Source organism: Thermoplasmata archaeon, from assembly GCA_038851035.1.
In the GTDB taxonomy this organism is placed as follows: domain Archaea; phylum Thermoplasmatota; class DTKX01; order VGTL01; family VGTL01; genus JAWCLH01.
The window spans coordinates 63,414-89,816 of sequence record JAWCLH010000009.1 but is presented as its reverse complement, the minus strand read 5'-3'; the positions used below and the strand labels follow the sequence as shown (position 1 = coordinate 89,816).

The 26,403-nt window shown below is 58.5% G+C and carries 15 protein-coding genes and 1 tRNA gene; 9 read left to right on the top strand and 7 right to left on the bottom strand.

The window, feature by feature from the left end; genetic code table 11:
- Both QW379_04580 and QW379_04575 read left to right on the top strand, forming a co-directional pair.
- Positions 1 to 395: DDE-type integrase/transposase/recombinase (locus tag QW379_04580; protein ID MEM2869681.1), on the top strand; the 395-nt coding region annotated here is incomplete at its 5' end.
- Positions 396 to 401: 6 nt separating this feature from the next.
- Positions 402 to 641: a hypothetical protein gene (locus QW379_04575; GenBank protein ID MEM2869680.1), complete on the top strand. Its 240-nt coding sequence runs from the start codon at positions 402 to 404 to the stop codon at positions 639 to 641.
- 79 nt (positions 642 to 720) lie between these two features.
- Here QW379_04575 and larE read toward each other — a convergent pair whose 3' ends face one another.
- Positions 721 to 1,626, bottom strand: coding sequence for an ATP-dependent sacrificial sulfur transferase LarE (larE, locus tag QW379_04570; GenBank protein ID MEM2869679.1), 906 nt, complete (start codon positions 1,624 to 1,626; stop codon positions 721 to 723).
- A gap of 112 nt (positions 1,627 to 1,738) precedes the next feature.
- Complete coding sequence (locus QW379_04565) at positions 1,739 to 4,309, bottom strand: tandem-95 repeat protein (GenBank protein ID MEM2869678.1); 2,571 nt, start codon at positions 4,307 to 4,309, stop codon at positions 1,739 to 1,741.
- A gap of 130 nt (positions 4,310 to 4,439) precedes the next feature.
- Between QW379_04565 and QW379_04560 the strand changes: the two genes are divergently transcribed.
- A complete protein-coding gene (locus QW379_04560) occupies positions 4,440 to 6,173 on the top strand; it encodes a cytochrome c biogenesis protein CcdA (protein ID MEM2869677.1) in 1,734 nt (577 codons plus the stop codon).
- Between the two features lie 103 nt (positions 6,174 to 6,276).
- Here QW379_04560 and QW379_04555 read toward each other — a convergent pair.
- Positions 6,277 to 6,348 (bottom strand) — tRNA-Thr (locus QW379_04555).
- Between the two features lie 171 nt (positions 6,349 to 6,519).
- Between QW379_04555 and QW379_04550 the strand changes: the two genes are divergently transcribed.
- From QW379_04550 to QW379_04540, 3 genes are read left to right on the top strand one after another with little or no spacing between them, the layout of a single operon-like run.
- Complete coding sequence (locus QW379_04550) at positions 6,520 to 7,212, top strand: ABC transporter ATP-binding protein (protein MEM2869676.1); 693 nt, start codon at positions 6,520 to 6,522, stop codon at positions 7,210 to 7,212.
- Positions 7,202 to 10,795, top strand: a complete 3,594-nt coding sequence (locus QW379_04545; GenBank protein ID MEM2869675.1) for an FtsX-like permease family protein — start codon at positions 7,202 to 7,204, stop codon at positions 10,793 to 10,795. Before QW379_04550 ends, QW379_04545 begins: the two co-directional genes overlap by 11 nt.
- A gap of 38 nt (positions 10,796 to 10,833) precedes the next feature.
- Positions 10,834 to 11,553, top strand: coding sequence for a creatininase family protein (locus QW379_04540; protein ID MEM2869674.1), 720 nt, complete (start codon positions 10,834 to 10,836; stop codon positions 11,551 to 11,553).
- A 16-nt stretch (positions 11,554 to 11,569) separates the two neighbouring features.
- On the opposite strand, the gene QW379_04535 is transcribed toward QW379_04540, so the two are convergent.
- Together QW379_04535 and radB are read right to left on the bottom strand one after the other, a co-directional pair.
- Positions 11,570 to 20,458, bottom strand: coding sequence for an Ig-like domain-containing protein (locus QW379_04535; protein MEM2869673.1), 8,889 nt, complete (start codon positions 20,456 to 20,458; stop codon positions 11,570 to 11,572).
- Positions 20,459 to 20,587: 129 nt separating this feature from the next.
- Positions 20,588 to 21,262 carry a DNA repair and recombination protein RadB gene (radB, locus tag QW379_04530; protein ID MEM2869672.1) on the bottom strand — a complete coding sequence of 225 codons (675 nt, stop codon included), beginning with the start codon at positions 21,260 to 21,262 and terminating at the stop codon, positions 20,588 to 20,590.
- 248 nt (positions 21,263 to 21,510) lie between these two features.
- On the opposite strand from radB, the gene QW379_04525 reads away from it, so the two are divergent.
- On the top strand, positions 21,511 to 22,821 hold the full coding sequence (locus QW379_04525) for a hypothetical protein (GenBank protein ID MEM2869671.1): 1,311 nt from the start codon (positions 21,511 to 21,513) through the stop codon (positions 22,819 to 22,821).
- Here the strand turns inward: QW379_04525 and QW379_04520 are convergent.
- Positions 22,800 to 23,105, bottom strand: a complete 306-nt coding sequence (locus tag QW379_04520; protein MEM2869670.1) for a tetratricopeptide repeat protein — start codon at positions 23,103 to 23,105, stop codon at positions 22,800 to 22,802. The genes QW379_04525 and QW379_04520 overlap by 22 nt on opposite strands.
- Before the next feature lie 93 nt (positions 23,106 to 23,198).
- Entirely contained in the window at positions 23,199 to 24,371 is a 1,173-nt protein-coding gene (locus tag QW379_04515; GenBank protein MEM2869669.1) for a pyridoxal phosphate-dependent aminotransferase, read from the bottom strand.
- A gap of 215 nt (positions 24,372 to 24,586) precedes the next feature.
- Here QW379_04515 and hxlA point away from each other — a divergent pair, with 215 nt between their 5' ends.
- Both hxlA and QW379_04505 read left to right on the top strand, forming a co-directional pair.
- Entirely contained in the window at positions 24,587 to 25,885 is a 1,299-nt protein-coding gene (hxlA, locus tag QW379_04510; protein ID MEM2869668.1) for a 3-hexulose-6-phosphate synthase, read from the top strand.
- 4 nt (positions 25,886 to 25,889) lie between these two features.
- On the top strand, positions 25,890 to 26,276 hold the full coding sequence (locus tag QW379_04505) for an ACT domain-containing protein (protein MEM2869667.1): 387 nt from the start codon (positions 25,890 to 25,892) through the stop codon (positions 26,274 to 26,276).
- The last annotated feature ends 127 nt before the right edge of the window (positions 26,277 to 26,403 follow it).

Genomic DNA, 26,403 nt, shown 5'->3' with positions numbered 1-26,403 from the left:
AAGATGAACCCAGGAAGCAGAGACGCCAGAAGTGGGTCCGGTATGAGAGGAAGCACAGCAACTCTCTCTGGCACGCTGACTGGGTAGAGATTGGGGGTGCGTATGTAATTCTTATAGAGGACGACGCTTCAAGGCTGCTGGTGGGGGCCGGCTCATATAAAAATGCCACCCCTCAGAATAGTCTAAGAACTCTTAAAAAGGCGGTGGCAGCTTATGGCAAGCCCAGGCAGCTCATGACCGACCATGGAACACAATTCACATCCTTACCAAGAGAGAGCTGTGCGGAACCGGGATTGAACACGTTCCAGAAATGGCTCGAGGAGAACGGGATAGAACATGTGAAGGCCAGGGTGAAGCATCCTCAATCCAACGGGAAAGTGAAGAAGGCGGCGTGAACTATTATGAGGCTCATCGGGCACTTCGGGGAGCTTGAGAGGGCATTAAGCTACTATAACTACAGAAGGCCGCACTGGAGCCTCAGGCTCGAGGAGTGCGAGACGCCGTTCCAGGCGTTCATAAGGAAGATGTGGCCTGCAAAGAGAAAGGCGTTCATCAGGGAGAACATCAAGATGGTTGCCAGATATGCTCCTGCCTATCTATTGGAAGAGGGATTCACGGTAGAGAGGGGGTCCGGGACATGAACTCAAATCAACGAGAGGAACTTAATTCAGGACGCCACAATCGTAAGCAAAATATTAATATAAAATTTATCGGACTGCTTTAAACAATCAGCGTGTCAAGACTACCGCTTCTATAGCCTCGGAGGTCTAAAGTAATAAAGGAGAAACCCAGCCGACTTAGCTTAGCGTCCACCCTGCGCCATAGGTTCCCCTTGAGCAACCGGGGGAGTTCCGCTCTGTCCAACTCCACCCTAGCAAGGAGAAGTGCTCCGCTCGAATCTTCGACCTTTCTCGAGGCATCCCTTCCGCCCGGAGCGGCCTTCCTTTTTCTTGTGCGGCCTCTCGCCCCGACCTCGTGCACCCTCACCCTGACCTGCCGGAACCCCAGCCCACGGATATATCGCTCCGCCTCCTCAATCATTCTCAGCTTCTGAGGCGTTATTTCCTCCCAGTATGGTATCCTCGACGATAGGCAGGCGGAGGAGGGGCGGTCGTGCACCGGCAGGCCTAGCGCTCTTGCCATCCTCCTCACCCCGACCTTCGTTACCCTGTGCTTCATCAGCGGGTGGAGGAAGCCCGCCTCAGTCGCGGCCCGGATGCCAGGCCTGTGCTCATCTAGATCAGAGTAATTTACCCCATCCGCGATGCACGCTATGCCAAGCTTCCTCGCCAGCACGCCCAGTCTGCGTGCGAGAGAGCGCCTGCACACGTAACACCGCTCCGGCGGGTTGCTCCGGAAGCCCGGCTCGTCGAGTTGGTCGTGTTTGATTACGACATGCCGGATTCCAATCAGCCTCGCCACTTTTTTCGCGAGCTCAAGCTCTTCTCTAGTGAAGGTCCGGGAGTCCACTGTGACCGCTACCGCTCTATCCCCGAGCGCTTCGTGCGCAAGCTTCGCTACGACGGCGCTGTCAACCCCTCCGGAGAAAGCGACAAGTACCCCTTCAGTTGCCGCCAGCTCCTCTCGAATTCTACCGATCGTTTCTCTCAAGAAAACGCGCCCCATCCGCCTCACCTCCGCGCCGGTCCACTACGCGCCCTTTGACACCACCGGAGGTCGGGGCCCGGCTTCCGTCCCAGAATATCTCCCTCTCGCCGCTTTTCTGCTTCAGGAGCGTTCACCTTTTTCTCCACTGCCGGTTCAGTGAAACCAGCGTCGCTCCCGCGAGGATTCCGGCGGCCATGGCCAGTGCCCCAAACCCCGGCGCAGCGGGCGGGGTTGGTTTCTTGACTGTAATTATAACCTGTGCGGTCGCGGTATCCTTTCCGTCGCTCACCTCGACCTCTATTGTGTGCGTCCCGGATGGTAGGGTGCATGAGAACTCCTCCGAGGCCCCGATGGGTTCCCTGTCGCTCACCCATTTGAAGAATAGCCGGTCGCCATCCGGGTCGCTCGCTATGGCCCTGAATTTGATAAGTGAGCCGCTTTTGAAAACCGCTCCATTGTTTGGCGATTCGATAGTCACAGAAGGTCTGCGGTTCACGTCCAGGACTTTTACCGTCCAGGTAAGCTCCACCCTCTCTACTCCGTCGGTCACGACCACCGTAACCCGGTGTGTCCCAGCAGACCTGTAGTCCGGGACGTACTCGAACGCACTACCCGGATTGTCCTGGACTCTCATATCCACGCTCCAGGTGTACTCTAGGGGGTCATGGTCGGCGTCGCTTGCGACCACGCTGAAGACCACGCTCTCTCCTTCGTTGATGGAGACCGTCCTCGCAGCCGGAGGGTCTGAGGCAGTGATCGTTGGTGCATCGTTAACGTTTGTTATCGAAACGCTCGTCCGGTAGGTCGCCTCTAGGCCACCAGGGTCACTGGCGGTGAAGATGGCCTCGGCCTCACCATGAACATCTCTAAGCGGAGACACTGTGACCGTGCCGTCTCGATTAATGATAATCTCGATGTCGGTCTCGTTGAACTCAAAGTCGTCGGGGAACTCGAGCTCAGCATCGAAGTCAAGCTCGTCGCCGTCAACGTCCCTGAAGACCTCTCGAAGGGAGCGCTCCGTCGTGTAGGTGGTGTCTTCATCGAACACTATTCTCTCGAGCTGGCCCACCCTGACAGGAGGGTCGTTGACGGGCGTCACTGTCACGTTTGCCGTGGCGACCGCCGGCTCTGCAATTCCATCGAGCGCCCTGAATATGATGGTTTCCATTCCATTCCAGTCCGGCGCTGGCCTCAGCTCGACCTTTCCATCGGACATAATTGTGACAGCGATTCTGAAATTGCCCCAGTACTCGAAGGTCAAGGTCTCCTGGCCATCGAGGTCGGTGAAAACCTTGTTAAGGTCAATGCTTGTGTCAATGCTGTCCTCGTTTATCGTTATGTCCGGAATGGGTGAGGGCGTGGGAGGATGGTTTGTATCGAGAACGGTCACATTAACGGTTGTAGAGGCCTGCAGTTCCCCATCGCTGGCGGTGAACGTTAGCGTCTCCCTGCCCGTCCAGAGGTCGCTTGCGGTGAATGTGACAATGTGCGTCGAGGGATGAATTGACGCGGTCACCTTCTCCCCGCCTGCTACAAAAAATGAAAGCTCGGAGTCCACGTCGGCAAAGTGGTCGTCGAGGTCCGGGCCCGACCTTGTTCCACCCTCGGTCATGGAGAAATCGCTGAGAGGCTTTACAACCCGCGGCGGGTCGTTGACGGGCGTTATAGTAACTCTTATGTCCTCCGTGACGGGGTTCGTGTGGAACGGGTCTAGAGCATGGAAGCTGATGGTCTCGGTCCCGCTCCAGTCCTTAGCAGGCCTCAGGGTGACTGTCCCGTCCACGATCGTTACATTAATTTTAAAATTCCCAGAATACGTGAACGATAGCTCGTCGCCATCCGGATCAGTGAAAACCGCGTTGAGGTCTATGCTCGTGTCAACGGTGTCCTCTGGGAAGCTGAGATCCGTTAGCGGGTGGGATATCTGGGGGGGTCTGTTCACCACCCGCTCAAAGCTCCCCTTAAACGCCGACTGAAGAACCTCCTTCGTCGTTTCGGTCTGGACCCAGGCCGCTACGGCGAGTCTGCTCGTGTCCCAGCCCGACCCCACAGTGCCATTGCCTGTTGCGCTTCGGGTCTGCCCGTTTGAGATCGCGAGGGCGGAATCAATAATTACATCTCGTACGGTGTATCTTAGCACGCCCTGATTGTGAGTCAATTTCAGGTCCTCCAAAATAACCGCCCTCACCCTGAGGTTCTGTGCAAGGCTTGTGTCCACCTGTGTGACATTCACAACCACCTGTGTAGCGACATCATTGATAAGCTTGGCTTCGAGCTCTATCGAAAACGATGAGGTCGCGGGCCGGGCGTCGATTCTTGTTTTGTAGGCGTCATAAACCGCCTGGCTGTTGGGGTCTGTGGAGCCACCGACGTACGTGCTGACACCATCGAAAACGGCGGTGGGATATCCACCCACACCATAATAACTCACCCTTGCGTCGGTCTCCTGGGTCCCGTATGCGTCGCTGGTTGGGTGCCACTCAATCCCAATAAAGCGCACCGGGAAATAGCTGGCATTATTAAGCAGTTTGTCGAAGGCATTGTCGGCAGCCGGGCAATAGCCACACCACGTCGCCGTGAATAGCTCTCCAAGCACCACCCTATTTGTCGCCCTTGGCGCATCATTGGAGCCGCCGGTACCCACGGGCGCAAGGAGCGCTATTACAATTAGTCCCGCCGCTAAACATCGCACCCTCAACATGACATCACCGTCTTCTTTTACTTAAACTACTACCACCGGACCTATAATTTAATGTTTTGGTTATATATGCATTTATATGTGTTTTAAAGTCCAAAGAGTTTTTAAATATGAAGCTGCAATGGCGGCGTCAATGAGGGGCCGTGGCGCGCTCGCTGCGCTCCTGCTACCGCTTTCCGTCTCCCTCCTGTTCTGGAGTGCCCTGGCGGAGGATTTTGAGGTCAGGACGTACCACATTCCCGACGTAGTAACTCCGGAGGATGAAGTCACGGTCTATATTGAGGTGGAGAACCAGTCCTCCGTCCGAAAGGTATGGCTCACGCTCTGTCAGCTTGAGCCATACCTGTGCTTTCTTCCGAGGGAGATGGCATATGTGGGTAGCAACACTTTTGCGCTCAACATAGGTAAGTTTCCGGCCGGTCAGGAGCTCAAATATAACATCACCATCCAGATGAGGGATGGGACTAACCACACAACGCCCGACACGCATTTCTCCGTTTCCGGACCGGACGGTGGTGATGGCGGCTGGAACAACACAACCAATCGGACTGGAGGGCCGGCACGGCCTGTGGGCAGGAGCCCTCTCCACTACTGGATTTTAGGCGGCGCGATGATTGCGACAGGAATCGCCATCTATCCCCTCCGCAAAAGACGGAGGGCCGTAGCGGGGGCTCTGGCCCTACTCGCAATCCTAGCTGTGATCGAAATTTACCTCGTTCTCACCACCCCTACTGGAGCCGTGCAGGCCCCGGGCTTCAGGCTGAAAGACGTATCCGGAGCTCCTTTAAATCTCTCCGACTACAGGGGCAAGGTCGTTCTGCTGGAGCTGACCGCGATAAACTGCCCTGCGTGTAATATCGTGCTCGACGAAATAGCGAGGGTCAGGGCGCGCTACAACACGAGTGAGCTGGTCGTAATCTCAGTCTTCGTCTCGCCAATAGAAACCGAGGAGCAGGTGCGCGAGTACAGGGAGGCGCACGGCGCCGACTGGCCATTCGCTAGGGACACGGACGACATGGTTAGGAAGTACGCCGTAGTGCAGATACCGAAAATCGTGATTATTGACAGAAAAGGAGAGATAGTGTTCGAGGCCGCGGGCGAGGTTTCCGAAAGTGAGATGATTAGGCACATCAATGATGCACTGGCGGGCGGAGGAGCGTCAGGGGTGACCGCTGTTGGCTCTCTCCTGGCTTCGGTCGGCCTAGCCGGGATGGCTGCCCTAGCGGGTGCCGCCTCCTTCTTTTCGCCCTGCTCATTTCCTATGCTTCCTGGTTACATGACCTTTTATCTAAAGAGCACGGGGAGGGATACGTCTTATAAAAAAGCCGCCGCGGGTGGTTCGGTGGCGGCACTTGGAATTATGACCGTTTACATGTCGACGGGGGCAATTGTTATTGGGGCGGGGGGTGCTGCTCTCCCCTATTTAACGCTCCTCCAGCCCGTAATGGGCGCGGTTCTGATCGCACTTGGAGCTCTTCTCCTGCTCCCAATATCCTTTGGCTCGGGAAAGCTACTGGAGAGAATTCAGGGGGCACAGGAGGGGAAAGGGTTCTACACATCGATGTTCCTGTACGGGATGGGATACGCCGCCGCCTCGCAGGGCTGCACCGCCCCCGTGTTTGTCGCAGTACTCCTTCTTGGTCTTCTCTCCGGCTCGCTGCTCGTGGGCGCGGGGGTGCTCCTGCTCTACTCCCTCGTGGCCGCGGTTCTAATGGTCATGATCACATTGCTTGTCGCCGGCCTTCACAAAAGCATACTCAACCGCCTGAAAGCCTCGACCGAGATTATCAAAAAGCTCAGTGGTATCGTGCTGATAATAGTGGGAGTGTATCTGGTGGTCTACTATCTCTGGGCCTTCATTTTGTGAGCGCTCTGATATGTTGTAAATCCGGCCGTCCTTCACACGCCCCCGCCTTCTCGTCGGGCCGACGGGAGCGCACTCTCTAACGTCTCATTTTTAATTGGTTAAGAGCCGTTGGAGGGCATTGAACCCCCGACCTGCTGATTACGAATCAGCCGCTCTGCCACTGAGCTACAACGGCATCCTGCAGGGTCGGACATAAAGTCCGGAGATAAAAAGGTAATGCCCGCTTCCTGACCCCCTTAGAGAGGCCCAACCGACCTCCATTCACTACCCTACTTATTAAACCCCGAGCGCGGAGTTCATAAGTTTAATATCAAAAATAGGTATCCCCCTGCGAGGCGGGTGTGCAATGGTAGCGATAATCGAGGCGCGGGGCGTCCACAAGACCTACGACACCGGCCGCGTGAAGGTTGAGGCTCTACGCGGGGTGGACTTCACGGTCGAGAAGGGCGAGATGGTAGCGGTGATGGGGCCCTCGGGCTGTGGCAAGACCACGATGCTGAATTGCCTCTCCGGTCTAGACGACCTGACCTCCGGAAAGGTGCTTATTGAGGGAAAGGATATCCACGCGATGAAGGATGATGAGAGAACTGCGTATCGCGCAAGAAAAATGGGCTTCATTTTTCAGAGCTTCAACCTCCTCCCCGTGCTGACTGCTCTCGAAAACGTCGAGCTCCCCCTTTTGCTCGTCGGGACTCCAATGAAGGAGGCAAGGGCAAGAGCGCTCGAAGCATTGGCCCTCGTCGGCCTCATCGGCCGTGAGAACCATAAGCCGGCCGAGCTGAGCGGGGGGGAGCAGCAACGCGTCGCGATCGCACGCAGCCTCGTCAACGACCCCGCTCTTGTCTGGGCGGACGAGCCCACCGGCAATCTGGATACCGAGAACAGCCGCGAGGTCATGGAGCTCATGAGAAAGCTCAACCGGGAGAAGGGCCTGACCTTCGTCATCGTCACCCACGACCCCGCAGTCGGCGGAATGTGCGGGCGTCTTATACGTATGGAGAATGGCAGAATCATCGGCCAGGAGACCGGTGCGCGGTGAGTATATGGAACCCGGCCTTTCCATCTGCCTGCTGCTCGTGCTCGTCATACTAGCCGCGCTCACTGCCCTCGCCCTTCAGGGAAGGGTCGTTTTCCGACTAGCGGTAAGGAACTTCTCAAGAAGGAAGGCTCAGAGCGCACTCGTCGTGGCCGGGCTGATGGTGGGGACCGCAATAATCTCCTCCTCTCTCGTCGTCGGCGACACGATGCGCTACCTCTTCGAGGTCGAGACTTATCGCTCGCTGGGCGAGGTTGACCACGTTGTGTCGGGCACGGACCCGGCGGGAGGTCTGAGAAATTTCGACGGGGGTCTTTATAGTTCCCTCTCTGATGGCCTCTCCTCCGTCGAGGGTATCGAGGCGGTCGCGCCCGCGCTTTTCGTAACCGTCTCGGTACTCAACCCGCGCACCCAGCTCGCTGAGCCCTCTGTGGTCCTCCGAGCTTTCAACTCCTCCGTAATGAGAACCTCGGCGTTCGGAAGTCTTGACGGAGCAGGCTTCTATACGGATGCTCTCGCGCGGGGCGAAGTCGCCCTGAACTCGCGCCTCGGAGAGGCTCTAGAGGCCCGTCCTGGAGACGTTCTGACCGTCGCCTACGGCTCATACATGGCTGGTGGCGGGTCCGGGCCCGTGCAGATTCGCCTCAACCTCACGATTGCACGACTCATTCAGGAAAAACAGCTGTTCGGAAGGGCCAACTACGAGCAGGTCAAGGCACTTTTCATGGAGCTCTCGACCGCGCAGGAACTTTTCAATTTGAGCGGGAAGATAAACACCATCCTGATATCGGACAAGGGGGACATGCGCGAGGGCGAGAGCTGGTCGCCAAAGGTTAACCGCAGCATTTTGAGGGCTCTCGACGGGGCTGTTGGTATGAGAGAGCTGGGGCTCCGTCTCGCCATCACTGGGGATGGGCTAGAGCTGACAAGCACTCTGGGCCATTTCCCCGCGAGCCATGCCTCCCTTTTACTGGAGAAAGGAGCGGCGGTTGGAGCGAAGGCGCTCACCGCTACTGTGGCCCCGCTTCTCTCAGTAAACGGCGCCCCACCTCCGACTCCTCTTGCGCTAGGCTTCAACACCACCGACCCATCGATTCCGGTTGTGGAGAGCGGGGAGCTAGCGGTTCTCAGCGGCCCAGCCTCGTCGCTGAACCTGAGCAACGGCACTTCCATCTCCCTCGCCAGCCGTGGTCTGGACGGAGTGGTGCGCAGTATAAACCTGAAGGCTCTGGTCCTACCCCCCGGCCCAGAACTACTCCTGTCACCCGAAATCCGAAACGTTACCTTTGGTTTCCTGTCCCCTGGGGACGCCCAGCATCTGGTCACGGGCGGCGTCTATCCAGTGGAGATTCTATCCTTCGCTAGAATATGGGGTCCGGACCCGCGGCTCCTTGAGGCCATAGCCTCTTCGGTGCGGGCCGAACTTGATGATAGAATCACGGCCGGGGACGCGGGGCTGGAGGTGCACGACGTCAAGTACGATGGGCTGAAGAGGGCTAGGGCGGGTGGCGAGGCAATCGGCCAGATATTCATGATTTTCTCGGTCTTTGCGATAATTGCGGGGATTGTGCTCATAGTCAATATATTCGTGATGCTGGCAGAGGAGAGAAAAGGCGAGATGGGGATAGTGCGGGCCATAGGGATGATGCGGCGTCAGCTCGTGAGGATGTTCTTGTTCGAGGGTGCCATTTATGTTCTTCTCGCAAGCGCAGTGGGTGGACTCGCGGGTCTGGGCCTCGGCTATCTCCTCATTCAGGCCTTTGGTGTGATTTTCACTGGTGTTGCCCAGTTCCCCTTCTTCTTCAGATGGGAAAGCGTTCTGACGGCCTTCTGTGGGGGCGTGCTGCTCACTCTGATAACAATATACATCACCACTCGGAGGGGTGCTCGGCTCAATATTATTCGAGCAATCAGGAGAATTCCAGAGCCCCGGGGGAGCAGGGCGATGAAGTCCGACATTCAGTACGGGGCCCTGATGCTCGTTTCCGGCCTGCTAATCACATTATTTGCGGCCAGTGCGAAAATAGCCTGGGCCTGGCTCGCAGGACCCTGCCTCTTATTTTTGGGACTCGGGCTGCTCTTACATAAATGGGTCAGCCTGCGGGCTGCAATGAGCTTCTCCTCGACCGCCATACTAGTCTGGGTCTTCAACCCATTCCCCCTCCCCATCGTTTCCGAGGCCGTTTCCGAGGGGGCGGGACTCGATATGTTCGTCGTCAGTGGGGTCTTTCTTGTCATCGCCGGCGTCCTCCTAATGATGTTCAACTCCGACGCCCTCCTCTCGCTTCTCCAAAGGATAATGGGAAGGTCGGGGTCGCTGAGAGCCGCCCTGAAGCTCGCGGTCGCCTACCCGATGGACCGCAAAGGCAGAACGGGGATGACGCTGGCGATGTTCTCTCTCGTGATTTTCACCGTAACGGTAATAGCGATGATAGCGGCGATGCAGGCGTCGATGATGGAGAATATCAAGGGTCAGCAAAGCGGGGGTTATGACATCATCGGTTTCACCGGCCCGGGCACGCCCTTCCAGAACTTGAGTCTTGAGAACCTTCCCTCGCAGCTCCGGGAAAGAGACATACGCCAGCTCCATACACTCAGCACCTCCATGGTCGCACTGGTCGGATACGATGAGATGGGTGGCGGTGGCGGTAGCGGCATAGAGATGGGCCAGCCCATAGCCTCCGGATCCCGCATCACCCAGCTCTACGGTGCAGGCGAAGACTTCCTAGAGAGAAACGGCTTTCCTCTCCAGGAAAGGGACAGTAACTATACTTCTGACAGGGAATGCTGGCTCGCTCTAAAGAATAACCGTTCCCTATGTATAATTGATGGGAGCAGGTTTCAGACGGCCTATATACAGGGCGGCCCGAGCTTCGGGGGCCAGAGGGGGGCCTACGCGGGAGGGACGGTGACAGTGACGGATCTCCAGGGCCAGAACAGGACTAGGACGTTGAGAGTAATCGGCGTGATGCACCAGATGTATTTCTTTCAGGGCATTGTCGTCAACAGGGAGCTGGTCTCACAAGAATACAGCGGGGCAGACAGACTCCTTCTCGTCGACCTCGGGCCGCACGAGGATTCCGGCGGGGCGATGAAGGATTTCAAGAGGGCCTATCTCGAGAATGGGCTGGTTGTGATCGACATCAACGCGATAATATCCATCGTGACGACATCGATATCAAACGTGATGTACCTGATGGAGGCGTTCCTCGCTGTGGGCCTTTTCATTGGAATAGCCGGTATCGGCATCGTATCCTATAGAAACGTCATCGAGCGCCGCCAGCAAATCGGTATGATGAGAGCCGTGGGCTTCACTCGCAGGATGGTTGCCAGCTCTTTCCTCATCGAGACGAGCTTTGTCACCATTCTCGCGATATTCATCGGCATCCTTCTGGGGGTGGGTATAGGCTGGCAGATATTCGATGGGGGTGGTTACAGGGAGCTTGGTGCAAGCTTTGTCATCCCCGTGGAAAACATCCTGATAATCGCCCTGGGAGCCTATCTCGCCACAATTCTGTTTACATTCTACCCGAGCCTAATGGCGGCCAAGGTGCCTCCCGCAGAGGCGCTAAGGTATGTCGAGTAGGGGCTAGTATCAAATATCGCCTGATTCATTCACGCCCCATGGTCGCAATAGACCTCAACAGACTGACCTCGACGGAGTTTAGGAGGATTGTCGCGAAGAACCCTCTGGTCATTATTCCTGTGGGTGCGGTCGAGGAGCACGGGCCCCACCTCCCCTTGGGCACAGATTCAATTCAGCCCGAGTACATCTCCGGCAGACTGGCGAACAGACTTCGGGGACCGGTGCTAATTGCTCCCGCGATCCGCTACGGGTGCTGCTCGACTACGCGTAACTTTCCCGGGACAATATCGATCTCCTTCGACACACTCCGCGCCCTCCTTAGCGAGGTGCTTTCCGAGTTGTGCCGCAACGGTGTGCGCCGCATTCTCGTGCTCTCGGGCCATGCTGGAGGTGCACACATGAGCGCCCTCCGGCTCGCAGGAGAGGGGGTCGTGGCCCGCTGGCCCGAGCTCAAATTGATGGTTCTCTCAGATTATGATATCGCATACGAGCTGCGTGGAAAGGAGTTCGACGAGCGGGACGGGCATGCGGGAACAATAGAAACCTCCCGGGTAATGGCGATAAAACCCCGACTGGTGAAAGGAGGGGGCGTGAGGAGCTACGATAGACCGCCTAGATTCATAGTCAGCGCAACTCCGGAGAGATGGTTCCCTGCGGGGATCGTCGGCGACGCCACGGCCGCAACTAAGGGGAAGGGCCAACGGATAAACGACTACATCGTAAAAGCTCTCGTCGAGCTGATTAAGAAGAGCCTGTGAAACCCCGTGCCCCTTTTCACCTCCTCTTCCTAGCCTTCGCCAGAAGGTCCTCCATCATCGCCTCCATCTTCTGCCTTTCCCTATGGCTCATCCTAGCCTCAGGTGGAACCGGTTTGAGAGCTTCGGGCGGTGCGACGGCCACTCCATCGCTCTTGGGTGCGGGAGGCGGGGACGGCGGAGATGGGGGTGGTATCTCGGCAGGCCTCGGATGATACCATCCGGGTGGCGGACCCCTCCGGACCCTCTCCTCCTCCGTCCGAGTCACCTTGAGCTGGGAGAACAGCAGGCTGTCAAGAGGAGTGATGCCCTTCGAGGGTGGGGCAACCACGGGGGGCCTGGGCTGGGTCTGTGGAGCCACTTGCAAGGCGGCACCTCCAGGGATCGCGGGCCTAGGCTCGCTCGGTGCGTTCTCGGGCCGCCGGAGCTCGGGCTCCTCAGGAACCTCCACGAAGTCCTCTTCCCACCCCGCCCCTCCTCCCGTCGCCCTGGGAAGTTGCGTCGGAACCTCCTTTGCGGGGGGGAAGGATTCCCCCGTCATCCACGCCTCCTTCATCTCCAACGTTTCGACCCCGCCCTCCTCTTCGACCTCGACGAAGCCCGCCTCTCCCGGCCCTTGGGGTGGCGGACTCACCAGTTCAGGCTTTGCTTGTCTGAGGAAGGAGAGAAGCTTGCGCGGGGCCTTGGAGGGAGCTGGGGGGACGCGCGGGCCGAGCGGGGGGGCGGGTGGCTCGGCCATCTCTAGAATCTCGAGTTCCTCGACCTCAGCCTCCCCGTGTTTGCTCACGGGCCGGCTGGGCACAGGTACAGGCATTTGCTCAGGCGGGGGAACGGAGGGAATCGATGGCTGGGGCGGAGGTGCGGTGGCTGGAGCGGGTTGGGGCCTCTCAGCCCCAGGGGCTGGCGGAGGGGCACCGGAGGGGGCTGGGCCTGCGGGATACGCGGGATACAGCAACGCCCGCCCGGGCCTCCTGAGTGCCGCGATGGTCACGGCCGCGAAGCCCAGGATCAAGACCAGGAGCAGGAGCCAGTCGAAATTGTCTGCTATGAAATTGGGGCTCCGGTTCTGAATCGAGAGGCCGTAGGGGACGATGCGCTCGTTCCCGAGCGCGTCGACGGCCATAATCTCTACTGTATGGGAGCCGTCGTCATTGAGGCCTGTGTCCCAGGTGAAGGTATAACGGCCGTCGGTGTCGAGCCTCATCTCCCTCCAGTCCCCGCTCTTGAGCCTTATGCACACACGCGAGACGCCAGCCGAATCCGAGACCATGGCGCGGAACTCTATTTTTCCGGTGAGTCTGTCTCTCACCGAGGGCGAGGAGAGCGCGATCTCAGGTCCAGTGGTGTCCAATCTGACAGTGGTGTTCGCTTCAGCCGTATGGCTCGCGAGATCCTCGACCACCACAGTGAGGTTGTGCGGGCCGTCGGGAAGTCCGGCCAGTGAGAGCTCGGTTTCATAGAAGCCCGTAGCGGCGTTAAGGAAGAGCTCCTCAGAGGTAGAGTTGTCAAGAAGCAACCTGACGCTCCTGACTCCAACCGCATCCTCAACCCTCAGGCGCACCGGCACATCCCCTTTCGTCTGGAGCGAGCTCCTCGGTGCAATAATGTGTAGCCTTGGCCCCTCCCGGTCAATGAAGATTGTTACACTGACCTCAGTCAGATGCCCCGCGGCGTCCTCGGCCTTGACGGTCACGGTGTGGGGGCCGTCCGGCAGGCCACTGACGCTCGTGCTCTGGTCTGCGGGGGTCCAGGGACCAGTGTCTATGCGGTATACTACCCTGACCTCCTCACCCTCGCCCCGCCCTTCCGTGAGCGCATACTCTATAGTGACCATGTCTGTTATCGGCTCACCCTCCCGTGGCCTGAGTAGAACGAGCGATGGGGCGTTGTTGTCCACGCCGAATTCAACGGGTCCAGCACGCGTCTCCCTGCCGGAGCGGTCGACGGCAATCACGGAGGCGCTGTAGAGCCCGTCCGGCAATTTCGTCGTAATCAGGGAGCGCTCGAAGAACCCAGTCAGACCATTGTAGGACATCTGGAAATCGCCAATTCCGGTGAGGTTCAGCGTCACGCTGACTAGCCCGACATCGTCTCCTGCGAGGGCCTGGAAAACGTACCTCCTCTCGATATATTCTCCATCAAGGGGGCTGATGAGCTGGCACTCCGGGTCATGGTTGTCCACGGTGACGAGGAGGGTCACCTGCACAACTCTGCCCGAGATGTCTTCGGAGCGGATGGTAAGCGTGTGGGGGCCGTCGCAAATGAGACCCGTGTCCCAGTCGGCACTCCAGAGCTCCCCGTGAACCATCCGCACCCAGCCGCCCTCGTCGACTCTGTAAGATACCTTCAGGTCTGATGTGAATGGCCCGTCGTATGAAGCGGCACTCACGGTCACCACACCCGAAACGTGGCCATGGTCCAGTGGATTCTCCACGACGAGCGAGGGTTCGTGATTGTCCACATAGAACATCACGGGCGCAGCCTGCGCGGTCCGGCCAGAGAAATCTTCTGCATAGGCTCCGAGTGTATAGCCTCCGTCAGTCAACTCCCGAGTGTCCAGCTCGAACTCGAAGTAGCCGCTCTGAGAGTTCCAGTCCGCCTCGCCGCTGGCGGCGCCCGACACGAGCACCCTTTGAATCCCTACTCCGTCCGAGGCCTTGACCGCAACCACAATTTTACCGCTCACAACTGCCCGCTCCCCCGGATATACAATCCTGCAGACCGGATTGTTGTTGTCGACGGTCACCTTCAGGGTCTGCTGGACGGTGTGGCCGGCCCTGTCCATAGCGCGCACTACGATGAGGTGGGGCCCCTCCTCCTCCTCCAGCGTCTGCCAAGGAACCCCCGTCGAGACCCAATCTCTCCCGTCCACGCTGTACTCGACCGCGCTCAGGAATGTGTCAGAAGTTCCGGATGTGTTGATTATGACTACACCAGAAACGAAGTCCCCCGAGCGAGGCGAGGCGATCCTCAGGGATGGGGGGTGGTTGTCCACGTTGAAGGTCAGGGGAACCGGCGGGTCAATGGGATGGCCCGCGATGTCCTGCCCCGACACGGAAAGAGAGTAGCTCCCGTCAGGTATTGATGAGGTGTCGAGTGAGGCTTCGAAGCAACCGCTCAGCCCGTTGTAGTGAGTGTTGAGGCGCATGGAGCCTGGTCCAATCTCGAGCTCGATGGTCTGGACGGCGGCCGCGTTCGTGGCCCTCGCCCTGACAGTCAAAAGGCCCTCGACGAACTGGCCAGGCTGGGGTTGGATGATTGTGATGACTAGGGGCCGGCCATTGTCGATGTAAACGTTCCCGGACTGGGAGGCACGATTGGAGGCGTTATCTCGAGCTGTTACGCGGAAAGTGTAGATGCCGGTTGCGCGGCCGGTGGCAACGAGCACACCCTTCGATGTGTACCTCCCGTCGCCTGGGGTCTGGTCGTTTCCGCTTCCGTCATCCAGCATCTCGACGGAGGAGGGGCCGCCGATGGCCGAGGTGTCCACCTCGACGCTCCCCACCCCCCCAACGCTCCCAGGATCATTGACCGTTGCTAGGATTGAAATCGACTCCCCGTCCCCGGCCCACCATTTCCCTGGGCCGTACCTCACGTCGATATTGGAGAGAACGGGCGGGGTGTTGTCAAGAAGAACGTAAGCAACATCATTGTCTCTATTTCCAGCGATGTCCTGGGCCGTCACTGTGAGATTGAATACCGCCGTGGCCGCCGAGCCAACGGTTATCCACGCGCTTCCGTAATAGCCGTCGCTGGGGGCTCTATCTCCATGGGCACCGTCGTCGAACATGCCCATATAGGATGGGCCGCCAATCGGTGAGGCGTCGCACCACACCTCAGAAATTCCGCCGACCTCCATCTTCTCCACCACCATCGCCAAATCCTCGTAGATCTGCTTGAGCTGGGAGGAGCTGGGGGCGTGGTAGTAGGCGCCTCCATCGGAGCTGTAGGCTATTTCCTTCAGAACGGTCTCATTGAGCTTCTGATATGGCGGGGACTGGGGGTCGAGGCCGATGGTGTAAACGGGTATGGAGGCGTTCTTGCAGTCCTGGAGGGTGTGGGTGCTGTGTCCACCTCCGGCGAGTTCGTCGTTTCCGTCTGTAAGAATAATGACCACTGGCATGTTGGGGGAGGTCTTGGCGTATTGAATCGCTTCGTATATCGTGTCGTAAAGCGGGGTCCAGTCGTCCGCGCTCAGGGCGTCGATGGTGGAGTTCAGTGTCGCCTTGTCTGATGTAAATGCCACTTCCAGCTTCGGCTTGTTTCCTCCCGGGCCCGCTGGATTATTGAAGGAGTATATCGCGGCCCTGTCGTACTCTCCGAGATTGCCGATGAATGTCTTGGCGGCGGTTTTTGCATCGCTTATCGGTGTGCCGCTCATTGAGCCGGATGTGTCTATGACCAGAACTACGTCCACCGTCATCTTCGTGTCAACAACCCTCGAGACGATTCTCACGCTGTCCCCGAATTTCGCCGCAGACTGCCCTGCGGGGTAGACGCAATAGGAGTTTGTTATGAGGGGGTCGTGCGTGTCGACAGCCACCTTCGCCGTGACGGTCGCCGAGTTCCCGGCCATGTCGGTTGCCGTAATGAAGGCATGATGGTAGCCCATAGTAGCGTTGACCGTGATTCCGCCGCTCCCGAAAATGCCGTCCATTGACCGGGTATCGTTGTGGAGGCCATCGTCGTGCATCTGAACGCTTACTGAGCCCAGATTCGTCAAGTTACACCAGACCCACGCCAGGCCGGAGGCCTTGTCAGCCGCCTCGACTGTCAAAGAGACTACGCCGCCCTTCTTCACAGCGCCCAGCCCAGCCGGGTATATGACACTCGCGTTGGCTAGGGAGGGGGGTGTGTTGTCAAAAAGAACCGATACGGAATGGTAGGCGCTCTCGCCGTCCGGGTCGTAAGCCCTTACGGCGACCGAGTGCCAGCCGTCAATGAGGCTTCGGGTGTCGAGCTGGAAGAGATAGGCTCCTCCGGAGATTGTGCCGGTCTGACCATAGAAGAGGCCGTCGACGTACAGCTCCCCCCTCTTTGCATATGGGGGAACCGTGGCCGAGACAGTCACCATGCCGGACTTCATCGAGCCTGTGGAAGGGGAGGTAATGTTTACGGAGATTCGCCAGTTGTCAATCGTTATCGTGGTCTGCACTGAGGCCCCGTTCCCCTCCGGGTCGTAGGCTATTACTACCAGAGAGTGGGGGCCGTCCTTTAACGTTGCGGTATCAACGATGTGAGAGAAGTAGTAAAGAGAGCCCGACTGGGTGAGTGTGTAGTCGACCGACACAAGTGCGCCGTCGATGTAGAAGTCCCCGTGTGTCGCATAGGATGGGGCATAGGCCATCAGCGTTTGGTTGCCCATCAGAAGAGCTCCTCCGGGTGAGATCAGGAGTGAAACGCTGATTTGGTAGTTGTCAACATTGACCGTGAGGGTCTGGGAGGCCGTGCCGCCGTCGGGATCGGTTGCAACCACAGTGAACGCGTGTGGGCCGTCCCTGAGGGTTTTCGTGTCGACCACAAACCTGAACTCGCCCGAGACGCGAGAAGTGGTGGTCGAGTGGAGGCCGCCGTCGATATATAGCTCTCCCCTGACCGCGTAGGCCGGCACAGAGGCCCTCACGATCTCCGTGCCCCCCAGAACGCCGCCCCCCGCTGGATATAGTATATTCACATAAATCTGATAATTGTCGACGGCGGCGCTCTGCGAGGCGGTGGCGTAGTTGCCGTCGGGGTCGTAGACAGTGGCGCTCAGAATGTGGGTCCCGTCGTGGAAGGCTCTGGTGTCGAAAGAGAAGTCGAATCGGTTACTGCTTATCGTGGTGTCAGTGGAAACCAGAATTCCATCGACCCGGAGCTCCCCACTTCGGGCGTAGGGCGGGACATATACGGATACTGTGGCGTTGCCAGAGAGTGGGGTTGATAGAGGAGCGAAATTCGCATATACGTTCCAGTTGTCGAACTCGCCGCTGACAGTGGCCGCGCCGAAGTTTCCGTCAGGGTCATAGGCCACCACCGTTAGTCTATGTTTGCCGTCCGGATAACTTGTTGTGTCCAGAGAGAACTGGTATCTGCTTAGCGCGTCGAGATCGATGTCTATGGCATAGATGGAGCCATCGACGTATAACTCACCTTTAACAGCATAGGCCGGGACGGTGGCATTGACCAGATAGGTTCTGGATATTGTGAAGCCGTTCAAGGGATTATTGATGGTCACGCTGATGTCATAATTGTCCACCAAGACACCCCTCGAGGCCGTCGCACTGGCTCCGTCTGGGTCATAGACAACAGCTGTCAGGACGTGCTTTCCGTCGGGGAAGAAGAGAGAGCTGAAGGAGACCCTGAACTGGCCCAATGCTTGGGTCGCGCAGGTAGCTGTGAGAACACCATCGACAAAGAGCTCGCATTTCGTCGCGTATGAAGGCACCGATACGGCCACGGTGACGTTCCCTGACACTCTTGCCCCTTCGGATGGCGAGGCTATTGAGGCATAGATGTTGTAGTTGTCGAAAACGGGGCTCCTGACATCCACCGCATAGTTGCCGTCGGGGTCATAAGCCCGCGCGCTCACCAGGTGTGTCCCGTCAGGAAAGCCCTTTGTGGCTAGAAGAATCTGGTACCAGCCCCTTCCGCCACTGACGAATGTGAGCGTGGTGCAGGTCGCGATGTGCTGGCCGTCAACGTACAGCTCGCATCTCGTGGCGTAGTCCGGAGCATTGACCCAACACGTTACATTCCCCGAAATCACCGAACCTGTGGTGGGGGAGGAGAGGGTGCAAAAGATATTGTAGTTGTCCACAATCACGGATATCGTATGGGCTCCCCTCTCCCCGTCCGGGTCGAGGGCGACCACGCTGAGGAAGTGCTTGCCATCGGAGAGAGCCTTCGTGTTTAGGCTGAAGCTCAGCGCGCCCCCCGAGAGTCCACCAGCCGTCGCGACGAGCTGCCCGTCAACGTATAGCTCTCCGCTCTTTGCGTAGCTGGGAACGCTGGCTGTGACCGTTGCGGTCCCCGAGACGATTCCGCCATCCACGGGGCTAGTGATGGTCACGGATATTTGGTAGTTGTCGAATGTGACGGAGCGAATTCCGACCGCGATGCCACCGTCGGGGTCGTAAACCACGACCCTGAGCCTGTGCATCCCGTCGCTATAGTCGCTCGTGGAGAGTGTGAACTGGAGCTGGCCGGAGCTGACCGAGGTGTCCACGGCCGAGAGCTCGTCATCCACATAAAGCTCGCCCTTTTGTGTGTATGAAGGTACGGAGGCGTTGACTGTGACATTGCCCGACAGAACCGCACCCGCGCCTGGATGAGTGATAGTCACGTAAATGTCGTAGTTGTCGAACCCATACTTCAGGGTGTGGGAGGCTCTCTCGCCGTACGGGTCATATGAGACGGCAGTCACCGTGTGGGAGCCATCGTGAAAGTCCGAGGTGTTGAGGATATAGGTCTGGTACCACAAAGCGCCAACGTTGGCTAGGGAGGTGGTGGTTGCATAGAGACCTCCGTCAACGAGTAGCTCCCCGCGCACAGCATAGTCCGCCGTGTTGACCCAGACCGTCCTGCTCCCGGAGAGGGGGGAGCCCGTGCCAGGGGAGACAATGGTCGCGAATATTGCGTAGTTATCAAATGAAACAGTCGAGACTCCAACGGCGCTGTCCCCGTCAGGGTCGTACGCGATTACGCTAAGGGAATGGGGTCCGTCTGGGTAGCCCCGGGTGTCGAGCTTGAATGAGAACATGCCACCGGACACACTCGTGGAAAGCGCGATGAATGTACCATCCAGATATAGCTCTCCCTTCCGGGCATATGATGGAACGGTGGCGTTCACGGTAATTGTGCCTGATACGGTCGAACCGGAGGCGGGGTAGGATATCGAGCAGGATATCTGGTAGTTGTCAATTGCGACATGCCTTAGGGCCGTGGCGCTCTTACCGTCCGGGTCGTAGACAATCCACCGGAGGCTGTAGCCACCGTCCGGGAAGGCGAGAGTGTCGAGGGATATCGCGTACTGCCCTCCTGAAATCGTTGTATCCACCCCTACCAGGTCGCCCTCCACAAACAGCTCCCCCCTGACCGCGTAATTAGGCACGGAGCATGTGACGGTATACGTACCTGAAATCATGGCCCCGTTGGGCGGGTTGCCGAAGAGAACGTAAATGTTCCAGTTGTCGAAGGTGACTGGGTGACCATCGGCGATTTCGTTTCCCTGCCAGTCCCGCGCCACGGCTGTTATGGTGTGGGCGCCGTCCGGGAAGGCGGTTGTAGCGAGGGTGTAGTCCCACCTGCTGGTTCCCGCGTTGTAGGCTGCGTTCGAGACCCATTGGTCGTCGACGTAGATTCTGACGCTCGCCGCGCCCTGCGCCCGTACGCTCACCACATAATTGCCGGATATCGTTGCTCCAATCGCGGGCGTAACTATGTCAGAGTCGAGGGTATAGAAAATCGTGACCCAGCAATAGTCCTCTTTTCCGGTCACTCCGTTAGCGACGCCGTCGAGGAGCCAGAGGGCCCAGTTGCCCGCGGAGTTCAGGCCGGCGAAATTGTTCAGGGTGAATGTCTGCCGGGGCCCTCCCCACGGCGCCCAGGGTATCTGCTGCCACACGCCACCCGGTGACGCAAGCCAGATCTGCAGCTCGGCCGGGTTTGCATGGGTTAGACCAATGGTCACCTCTAGCCTGCTTATGGTGACGGAGGGGGCCACGATTATGGGGTCCGACACCCAATTCCCCTCCGGGGTTATTCCTAGGTTCCCGCCCGACTGAAAAGTCATTGTGTAGGTTGCAGATGGAGTCCCAGCCTCGACATCCAGCGATACGAGCGGGAGGCCGCAGAGCGAGACAAGGCAGTAGGCGAGAAGCAGTTCCTTGACCCTGGCAAGGCGCGAATCTCTGTCCCTGATTATCATATTCCTCTCTCCCCCTCGCACATAACCATCGCAAACAATGAACTACCCCTTTTTTAAGGTTTGTGGAACGGAAAAATCAGGCCCCTCTCTGGGCCCGACGGACCTCAGTAAGGAGCTCCTCACTCCCCCCTACTCTAGACCCTCCGGGCCTATGGTAAAAATGGCGCTCTTCCCCTCCCTGAGAGAGCGGTGCTTCATCAATGTGGCCTTTCTTCGGGGGCCCTCGCACCTCTCGAGCTTCAATATCGCCTTGGCGGTGTGGAGGAAGGCGTGGCCGCCTATCGGCTCGAAGCTGCTCCGGGCGGAATCAGTGTAGACCTGCGTGGTGATGACCACAGGGAGCTGCTTTTTTCTGGCAAGGACGAGGAGCTTCGTTATCTGGGCGATGAGCGAGGTCCGGCCCTCGTCCTCGGCCTCCGTGCCGAACAGGACTCGATAGTAAATCGTTGCGGAGTCGAGCACGATAAGCCCGACCTGCGCCTCGCCCTCTATGATTTTCTGGCTCTTCTCTATGGCGTCCCTCTGTTCGTCGAGTGTGGAGGGCTCGAAAAACAGGATGCTCGGTGCGAGCCTGTCGAATTCCTGGCCGCATATCTGAGCAAAGCGCTCTACAGAGACGCCCTCTGTGTCTATATAAATCACTTTGAGGCCACGCTTTGCCACCTCGCGAGAAAGCTGAAGGCAGAAATTGGTCTTGCCGCTCCCGCCCTCTCCGTAGAGCAGAGTGATGGTGCCGCACTCGACACCCCCGCCCAGAAGCTCGTCAAGGGGTGCGCAGGCGAGGGGAATTCGCTCGTGCTTCACGTGAAGAGCAAGGCACTGGCGGTGAATATAGTTTGCGCCGGAATGCGGCTCCCTCCGCAGCGCCGCGCCCCTGCCCGGAAAATGGCGCTGGCGCGGATCCTGCAACCGCCCGGCGCAGCGGAGCCGGGTTCAGTATCATTGACGCGGCGGTGCGGAATAGTAAGTGAACCTAATGCAACCGAAGAATTCTTATAGGAGCTCTTACCCACCGAAAGATTCGAATCCTAGAACCTCCATTTCCTATGCAGATGCGAAGACCCGACCCAAAACCCGGCAACAGGCTCATCCCGGAGAACCTCGCCCTCATTCTCCCGATGCTGTATCAGGGATGGTTTGAAAACAAGAATTTTCAAGAGTCCCCTCCCGTCTGCCCTAAATGTAAATCACAAATCAAGCCCTTTGACCGGGTTAGGCGGGTCTACATGAGAATTCTCACCCTCGAGGGAATTCCTCGAAATATCTATGTCAATGTCCGCAGATTCCGGTGCTCCAATGGCCATATCACCATGGCCAATGACGCATTCTACCCCAACTGCCGTTATGGTAAGAGAATCGTGGACCTGATTCTATACCTCGGCGCTACCAGACCCTTTAACTCTGTGGAAAAGGACCTGTCCGACCTGAGAATTCAGGTCGATAGGGATACTGTCCGGAACTACTTCAAGAGATTCGGCGCGCGCTCTGCACAGCTGGCAGGAATTAAGGTATTTGATAAGGACCAGGCAGTGAATGTACTCAAGCTCCTCTTCGGTATGGAGACGATTGAGGCCCTCAGGAAGAGGTATCCTGGATTAAAGCTGTCAACTCAGGCCGATGAGACGTATCCGGCGAAGAAAGGAGCTCTTTCGCAATTCCGGCAAACTCTCGTTAAATGCCGTCAAAAAGGAGAGGAGTGCCCGGACTACCCGGAAGCCTTCACAGTCGGTATGAGGCTCTCGCCCGAAATCAATATTGTCACAAGCCTGTCCGTTCACCCCTGGCCCATCACCGACATTCAGGGAATGGCCCTTCGATATCCCATTACCGGTAGCGACTATACTCTAACAGACGGAAGCGGCCTGTATGCTCGCTGGCCCAACAGAGTTCCGGATCTGTTCCATGAAGCCAGGAACATGTTCACAGAATTCCGTGAGGGGCTTCCTGAAGGTCAACCACTCAATGAAGACCTTATGAATGGATTCAAAGAACAATTCAGAAAGCATAAAGAGAGGAGGGTCAGGACTCTCTCCACTCTATATCCTCAGTATGTGAACGACCGGAATGAGTTTACAGGGAGGTTGGGAGCGGGGGCGGGTGAAGGTCTTGCTAGCAGAATGAAGTATTTCATGGGCGTGCCATATAAAACGATTTCATCCTTCCTGGGAAGGATAGTGGCCTATGCCATTGTAGATTCTCTATATACATTTCGAAGAGGGAAATCCAGCAAGAGTTTCGCTCATTCCAGGAGCACTTTCAAGTGGGAGGATGTTATGGATTGCCCAGAGAATGTTAAGGACCCCCTTCTCAAGATGTTCCGGGGGTGGTACCCTGAGAAATTTCAGAGGTTCGGAGGGGGATGAATAGATGGATTTGTGGAGGGGTATTTATAGGGCTGATAACTGGTTATTCTGCACCGCCTCATGAGCTCCTCGTAAAGGGCAAGGGCGCGCCGGAGCATGTTCTCGGCCTCGACAAACCTTTGCGCGGATGTCAGGAACTCTCCGAGCTCCTGGCATGCGGCAGCCAGATTCCTCCTCCGGGCCCGCGAGCGCGGGTTGAGCGAGACGAGCTTCTCGTGAAGGGCTATTGAATCCCGTAAAAGCTCTTCGGTACGCTCGGGTACTTCCTCGTTCACCTTCGGCACCCGGAACACCTCCATTAACGAAGCGCCTGAGGATTTATTGAAATTCTGCCTAGGTGGCTAATCCAGCCCCCTCGCGGGCCTATCCCTCCCCTCTCAGCGTGCTCCCTTCGACCCCCCCATCGCCTCCTCGATTCTCCTCATCCCCTCCTCTAGGTTCTCCATTGACGTGGCGTAGGAGATTCTGATGTGGCCCTCGCCCCCGGGGCCGAAGGCCGAGCCGGGCGTGAGCGCGACATGGGCCTTCTCAAGTAGTTTCTCGGCGAGCTCGAGCGAGGGCATGTTGACTCTGTACTTCGGGAAAAGATAGAAGGCCCCGGAGGGCCTCCGGCACTCGAAAAGGCCCGAGGCCTCCAGCCGCCCGAGCAGGAAGTCCCTCCTCCTCCTGAACTCCTCCCTCATTCTATCCACGCAGTCCTGCGGGCCCCTGAGCGCGGCCACCGCGCCCTTCTGCGCGAATGAGGGTGCGCAGGTCAGGGTGTGCTGCTGGAGCCTGTCTAGTTGCTTCATCAGCTCCTTCGGTGCCACCACCCAGCCCAGCCTCCAGCCCGTCATGGCGTAGGACTTGGAGAGGCCGTTGAATGTAATTGTCCTCTCGAACATTCCATCGAGCGAGGCGATTGATACGTGCCTCCCTTCGTATATCAGCTTCTCGTATATCTCGTCCGTGAGGACGAGGAGGTCGTGGTCTCGCGCTAGATCAGCTATTCCCTTCATGTCCGCCTCCGTCGCGACGCTGCCGGTCGGGTTTGAGGGCGAGTTCAGCACCACGGCCCTCGTGCGGGGCGTTAGGGCCTCCGCGAGGCGCTCCGGCGTCATCCTGAAGTCGTCCTCTGCGCGCAGGCGCAGGGGCACGGGTTTGCCGCCGGCAAGCCGGACCATTGGTATGTAGGAGACCCAGCCGGGGTCCGGGACGACAACCTCGTCGTCCCTATCAACAAAAGCCATCATCGCCAGATAGATTCCGAGCTTTGTCGGGGTGACCAGAACATCGTCCGGGGAGCAGGGAATTCCGTTCTCCACGCGCGACTTCTCCGCTATGGCCTCCCGAAGCTCTGGAATTCCCTTCGACGCCGTGTAGTGCGTGAAGCCCGCCCTCATCGCCTCCGCTGCTGCTTCGACGATGTGGGCCGGAGTGGGGAAATCGGGTTCCCCGAGTGCGAAGGATATGGTCTTTATCCCTCTCGCCTTGAGCTCGCGCTCCATGTTCGCCATCCTCACGGTACCCGACTCAGCCAGACCCTCCATCCTCGAGGAGACCCGGACCATAGTTTCCCCCCCGCGCCCGGGAAAAGGGGTCGTGTGTAATTAATTTTGGGGAGGAGGAGAGGCGGGATAGCTCCGGTCCTCTCGGAATCGTATGGGGGCTGGGTGCGCGGGCTGTCCTGCTGGCTGGGGCTCGGGGCGTGTCGCGGACGGCCGTCCTATTGCGCAGCCCCCCAGGGAGCAATACCCTTATAAACAGCGAGGCGATAGGGTCCTTGATGGGCTCCTACCCGGTCCTGCAGGTTGCGCTCGACCTGATGAACCTGCACCGGGCCCTTCAAATCGCGAGGGAGGCGGTCGAGGGCGGCGCGGACTGGGTCGAGGCCGGCACACCCCTTATTAAGAGCGAGGGGATGGAGGCCGTCAGGGCCCTCCGCAGGCTTTTCCCGAGGCACAGAATCGTCGCGGACATGAAGACGCTCGATGTGGGGGCGTTCGAGGTCGAGCTCGCGGCCAAGGCCGGGGCCACGGTTGTCATCATAATGGGCATCTCGGACGACGACACCGTGCGCGAGGCCGTGCGCGCAGGGAGGAAGTACGGCTGCGAAATCATGGTGGACCTCCTTGGCTGCGCGGACAAGGCGAAGAGGGCGCGGGAGCTCGAGGCGATGGGCGTGGACTATTTGTGCGTTCACGTCGGCATAGACGAGCAGATGGCGGGCGGAACCCCCATTGAGACGCTAAGGGAGGTCTCGGCGGCGACGAAGCTGCCGGTGGCGGCGGCGGGAGGAATCAACTCCGAGACCGCGGCGAAGGCTGTGAAGGCGGGGGCGGCGATAGTCATCGTGGGCGGGGCACTGACCAAGGCGCCGGACGTAGCTCGGGCCGCGAGGGCGATAAAGAGGGCGATGCTCACCGGCAAGGCCGTGAGGACGAGGCTCTATAAAAAGTACGATGAGTCGAATGTCCGCGAGGCGCTGATGAAGGTCTCGAGCTCCAACGTCTCGGACGCGATGCATAGGAAGGGCGCGATGGCGGGGATGAGGGCTATAATCCCCCGCGGTGCCAAGATGGTCGGAAGGGCCGTGACCGTCAGGACCGCGGACGGGGACTGGGCCAAGCCCGTCGAGGCGATCGACGTGGCCGAGAGGGGAGATGTCATCGTCATCGAGGCGGGCGAGGGGAGGGCCGCGGTCTGGGGCGAGCTTGCGTCCTGGAGCTGCAAGGTGAAGGGCATCGCGGGCGTGGTCATCAACGGTGCAGTCAGGGACGTCGAGGACATCATCGAAATCGGCTTCCCCGTCTTCGCCACCGCAACCGCGCCCAATGCGGGCGAGCCGAAGGGGTTCGGGGAGATAGGAGCCGAGATCGTCTGCGGCGGCCAGGTCGTGAGAATGGGCGACTGGCTCGTCGGCGACGAGACTGGGGTTACGGTGATACCGAAGGAGAGGCTCTCTGAGATTGCGAATCGAGCGCTCGACGTTCTGGAGAAAGAGAACAGAATTCGCGAGGAAATCAAGAGGGGGAGCACGCTATCCAAAGTGATGGAGCTGTACAAGTGGGAGAAGCTGAGGTGATCGCTTGAAGCAGTTCAGCATTCAGGTGAGGGACAGGGTGGGGGAGCTGGCCAGGGTGACCGAGATAATGGCGAACCACGGAATCAACATCATCGCTATATCCAGCGAGGGCGCGGGCTCCAAGCGGCCAGTGATAAGGATAGTGACCGAGGACCAGGCCTCGACCCGGAAGGCCCTGGAGAGGGCGGGGCGGGAGTTCACGGAGGAGGAGATTCTGGTCGTGAAGCTCCTAGACAGACCTGGCGAGCTGGCCAAGATCGCGCGCAGGCTCGCGAGAAAGGCGATAAACGTGAACTCGATATACATCTTCGGCAAGAGCGACGGAAAGACCGAGATTGCGCTCGCGGTAGATAAATTGGACGAGGCGAGGGAGGTTCTGGGGGTCAGGTAGGGCTGGGGGAAGCACGCGGGTCTCGGCCCCAGGGGGGCGGGGCTGTTTCGCTCCAGCCCTTGCGCCGGAGTGCCGCATGTTCTGGCCCGCCAGGCGGGGCTCTAGCCATGGGAGGGGCGTGTTCGGC

Bases quoted from the DNA above. Each gene is read 5' to 3' on its own strand.
- QW379_04575 (MEM2869680.1), top strand. From the start codon at position 402: ATGAGGCTCATCGGGCACTTCGGGGAGCTTGAGAGGGCATTAAGCTAC.
- larE (MEM2869679.1), bottom strand. From the start codon at position 1,626: ATGGGGCGCGTTTTCTTGAGAGAAACGATCGGTAGAATTCGAGAGGAG.
- QW379_04565 (MEM2869678.1), bottom strand. From the start codon at position 4,309: ATGTTGAGGGTGCGATGTTTAGCGGCGGGACTAATTGTAATAGCGCTC.
- QW379_04560 (MEM2869677.1), top strand. From the start codon at position 4,440: ATGAGGGGCCGTGGCGCGCTCGCTGCGCTCCTGCTACCGCTTTCCGTC.
- QW379_04550 (MEM2869676.1), top strand. From the start codon at position 6,520: ATGGTAGCGATAATCGAGGCGCGGGGCGTCCACAAGACCTACGACACC.
- QW379_04540 (MEM2869674.1), top strand. From the start codon at position 10,834: ATGGTCGCAATAGACCTCAACAGACTGACCTCGACGGAGTTTAGGAGG.
- QW379_04535 (MEM2869673.1), bottom strand. From the start codon at position 20,458: ATGATAATCAGGGACAGAGATTCGCGCCTTGCCAGGGTCAAGGAACTG.
- QW379_04525 (MEM2869671.1), top strand. From the start codon at position 21,511: ATGCGAAGACCCGACCCAAAACCCGGCAACAGGCTCATCCCGGAGAAC.
- QW379_04515 (MEM2869669.1), bottom strand. From the start codon at position 24,371: ATGGTCCGGGTCTCCTCGAGGATGGAGGGTCTGGCTGAGTCGGGTACC.
- hxlA (MEM2869668.1), top strand. From the start codon at position 24,587: ATGGGCTCCTACCCGGTCCTGCAGGTTGCGCTCGACCTGATGAACCTG.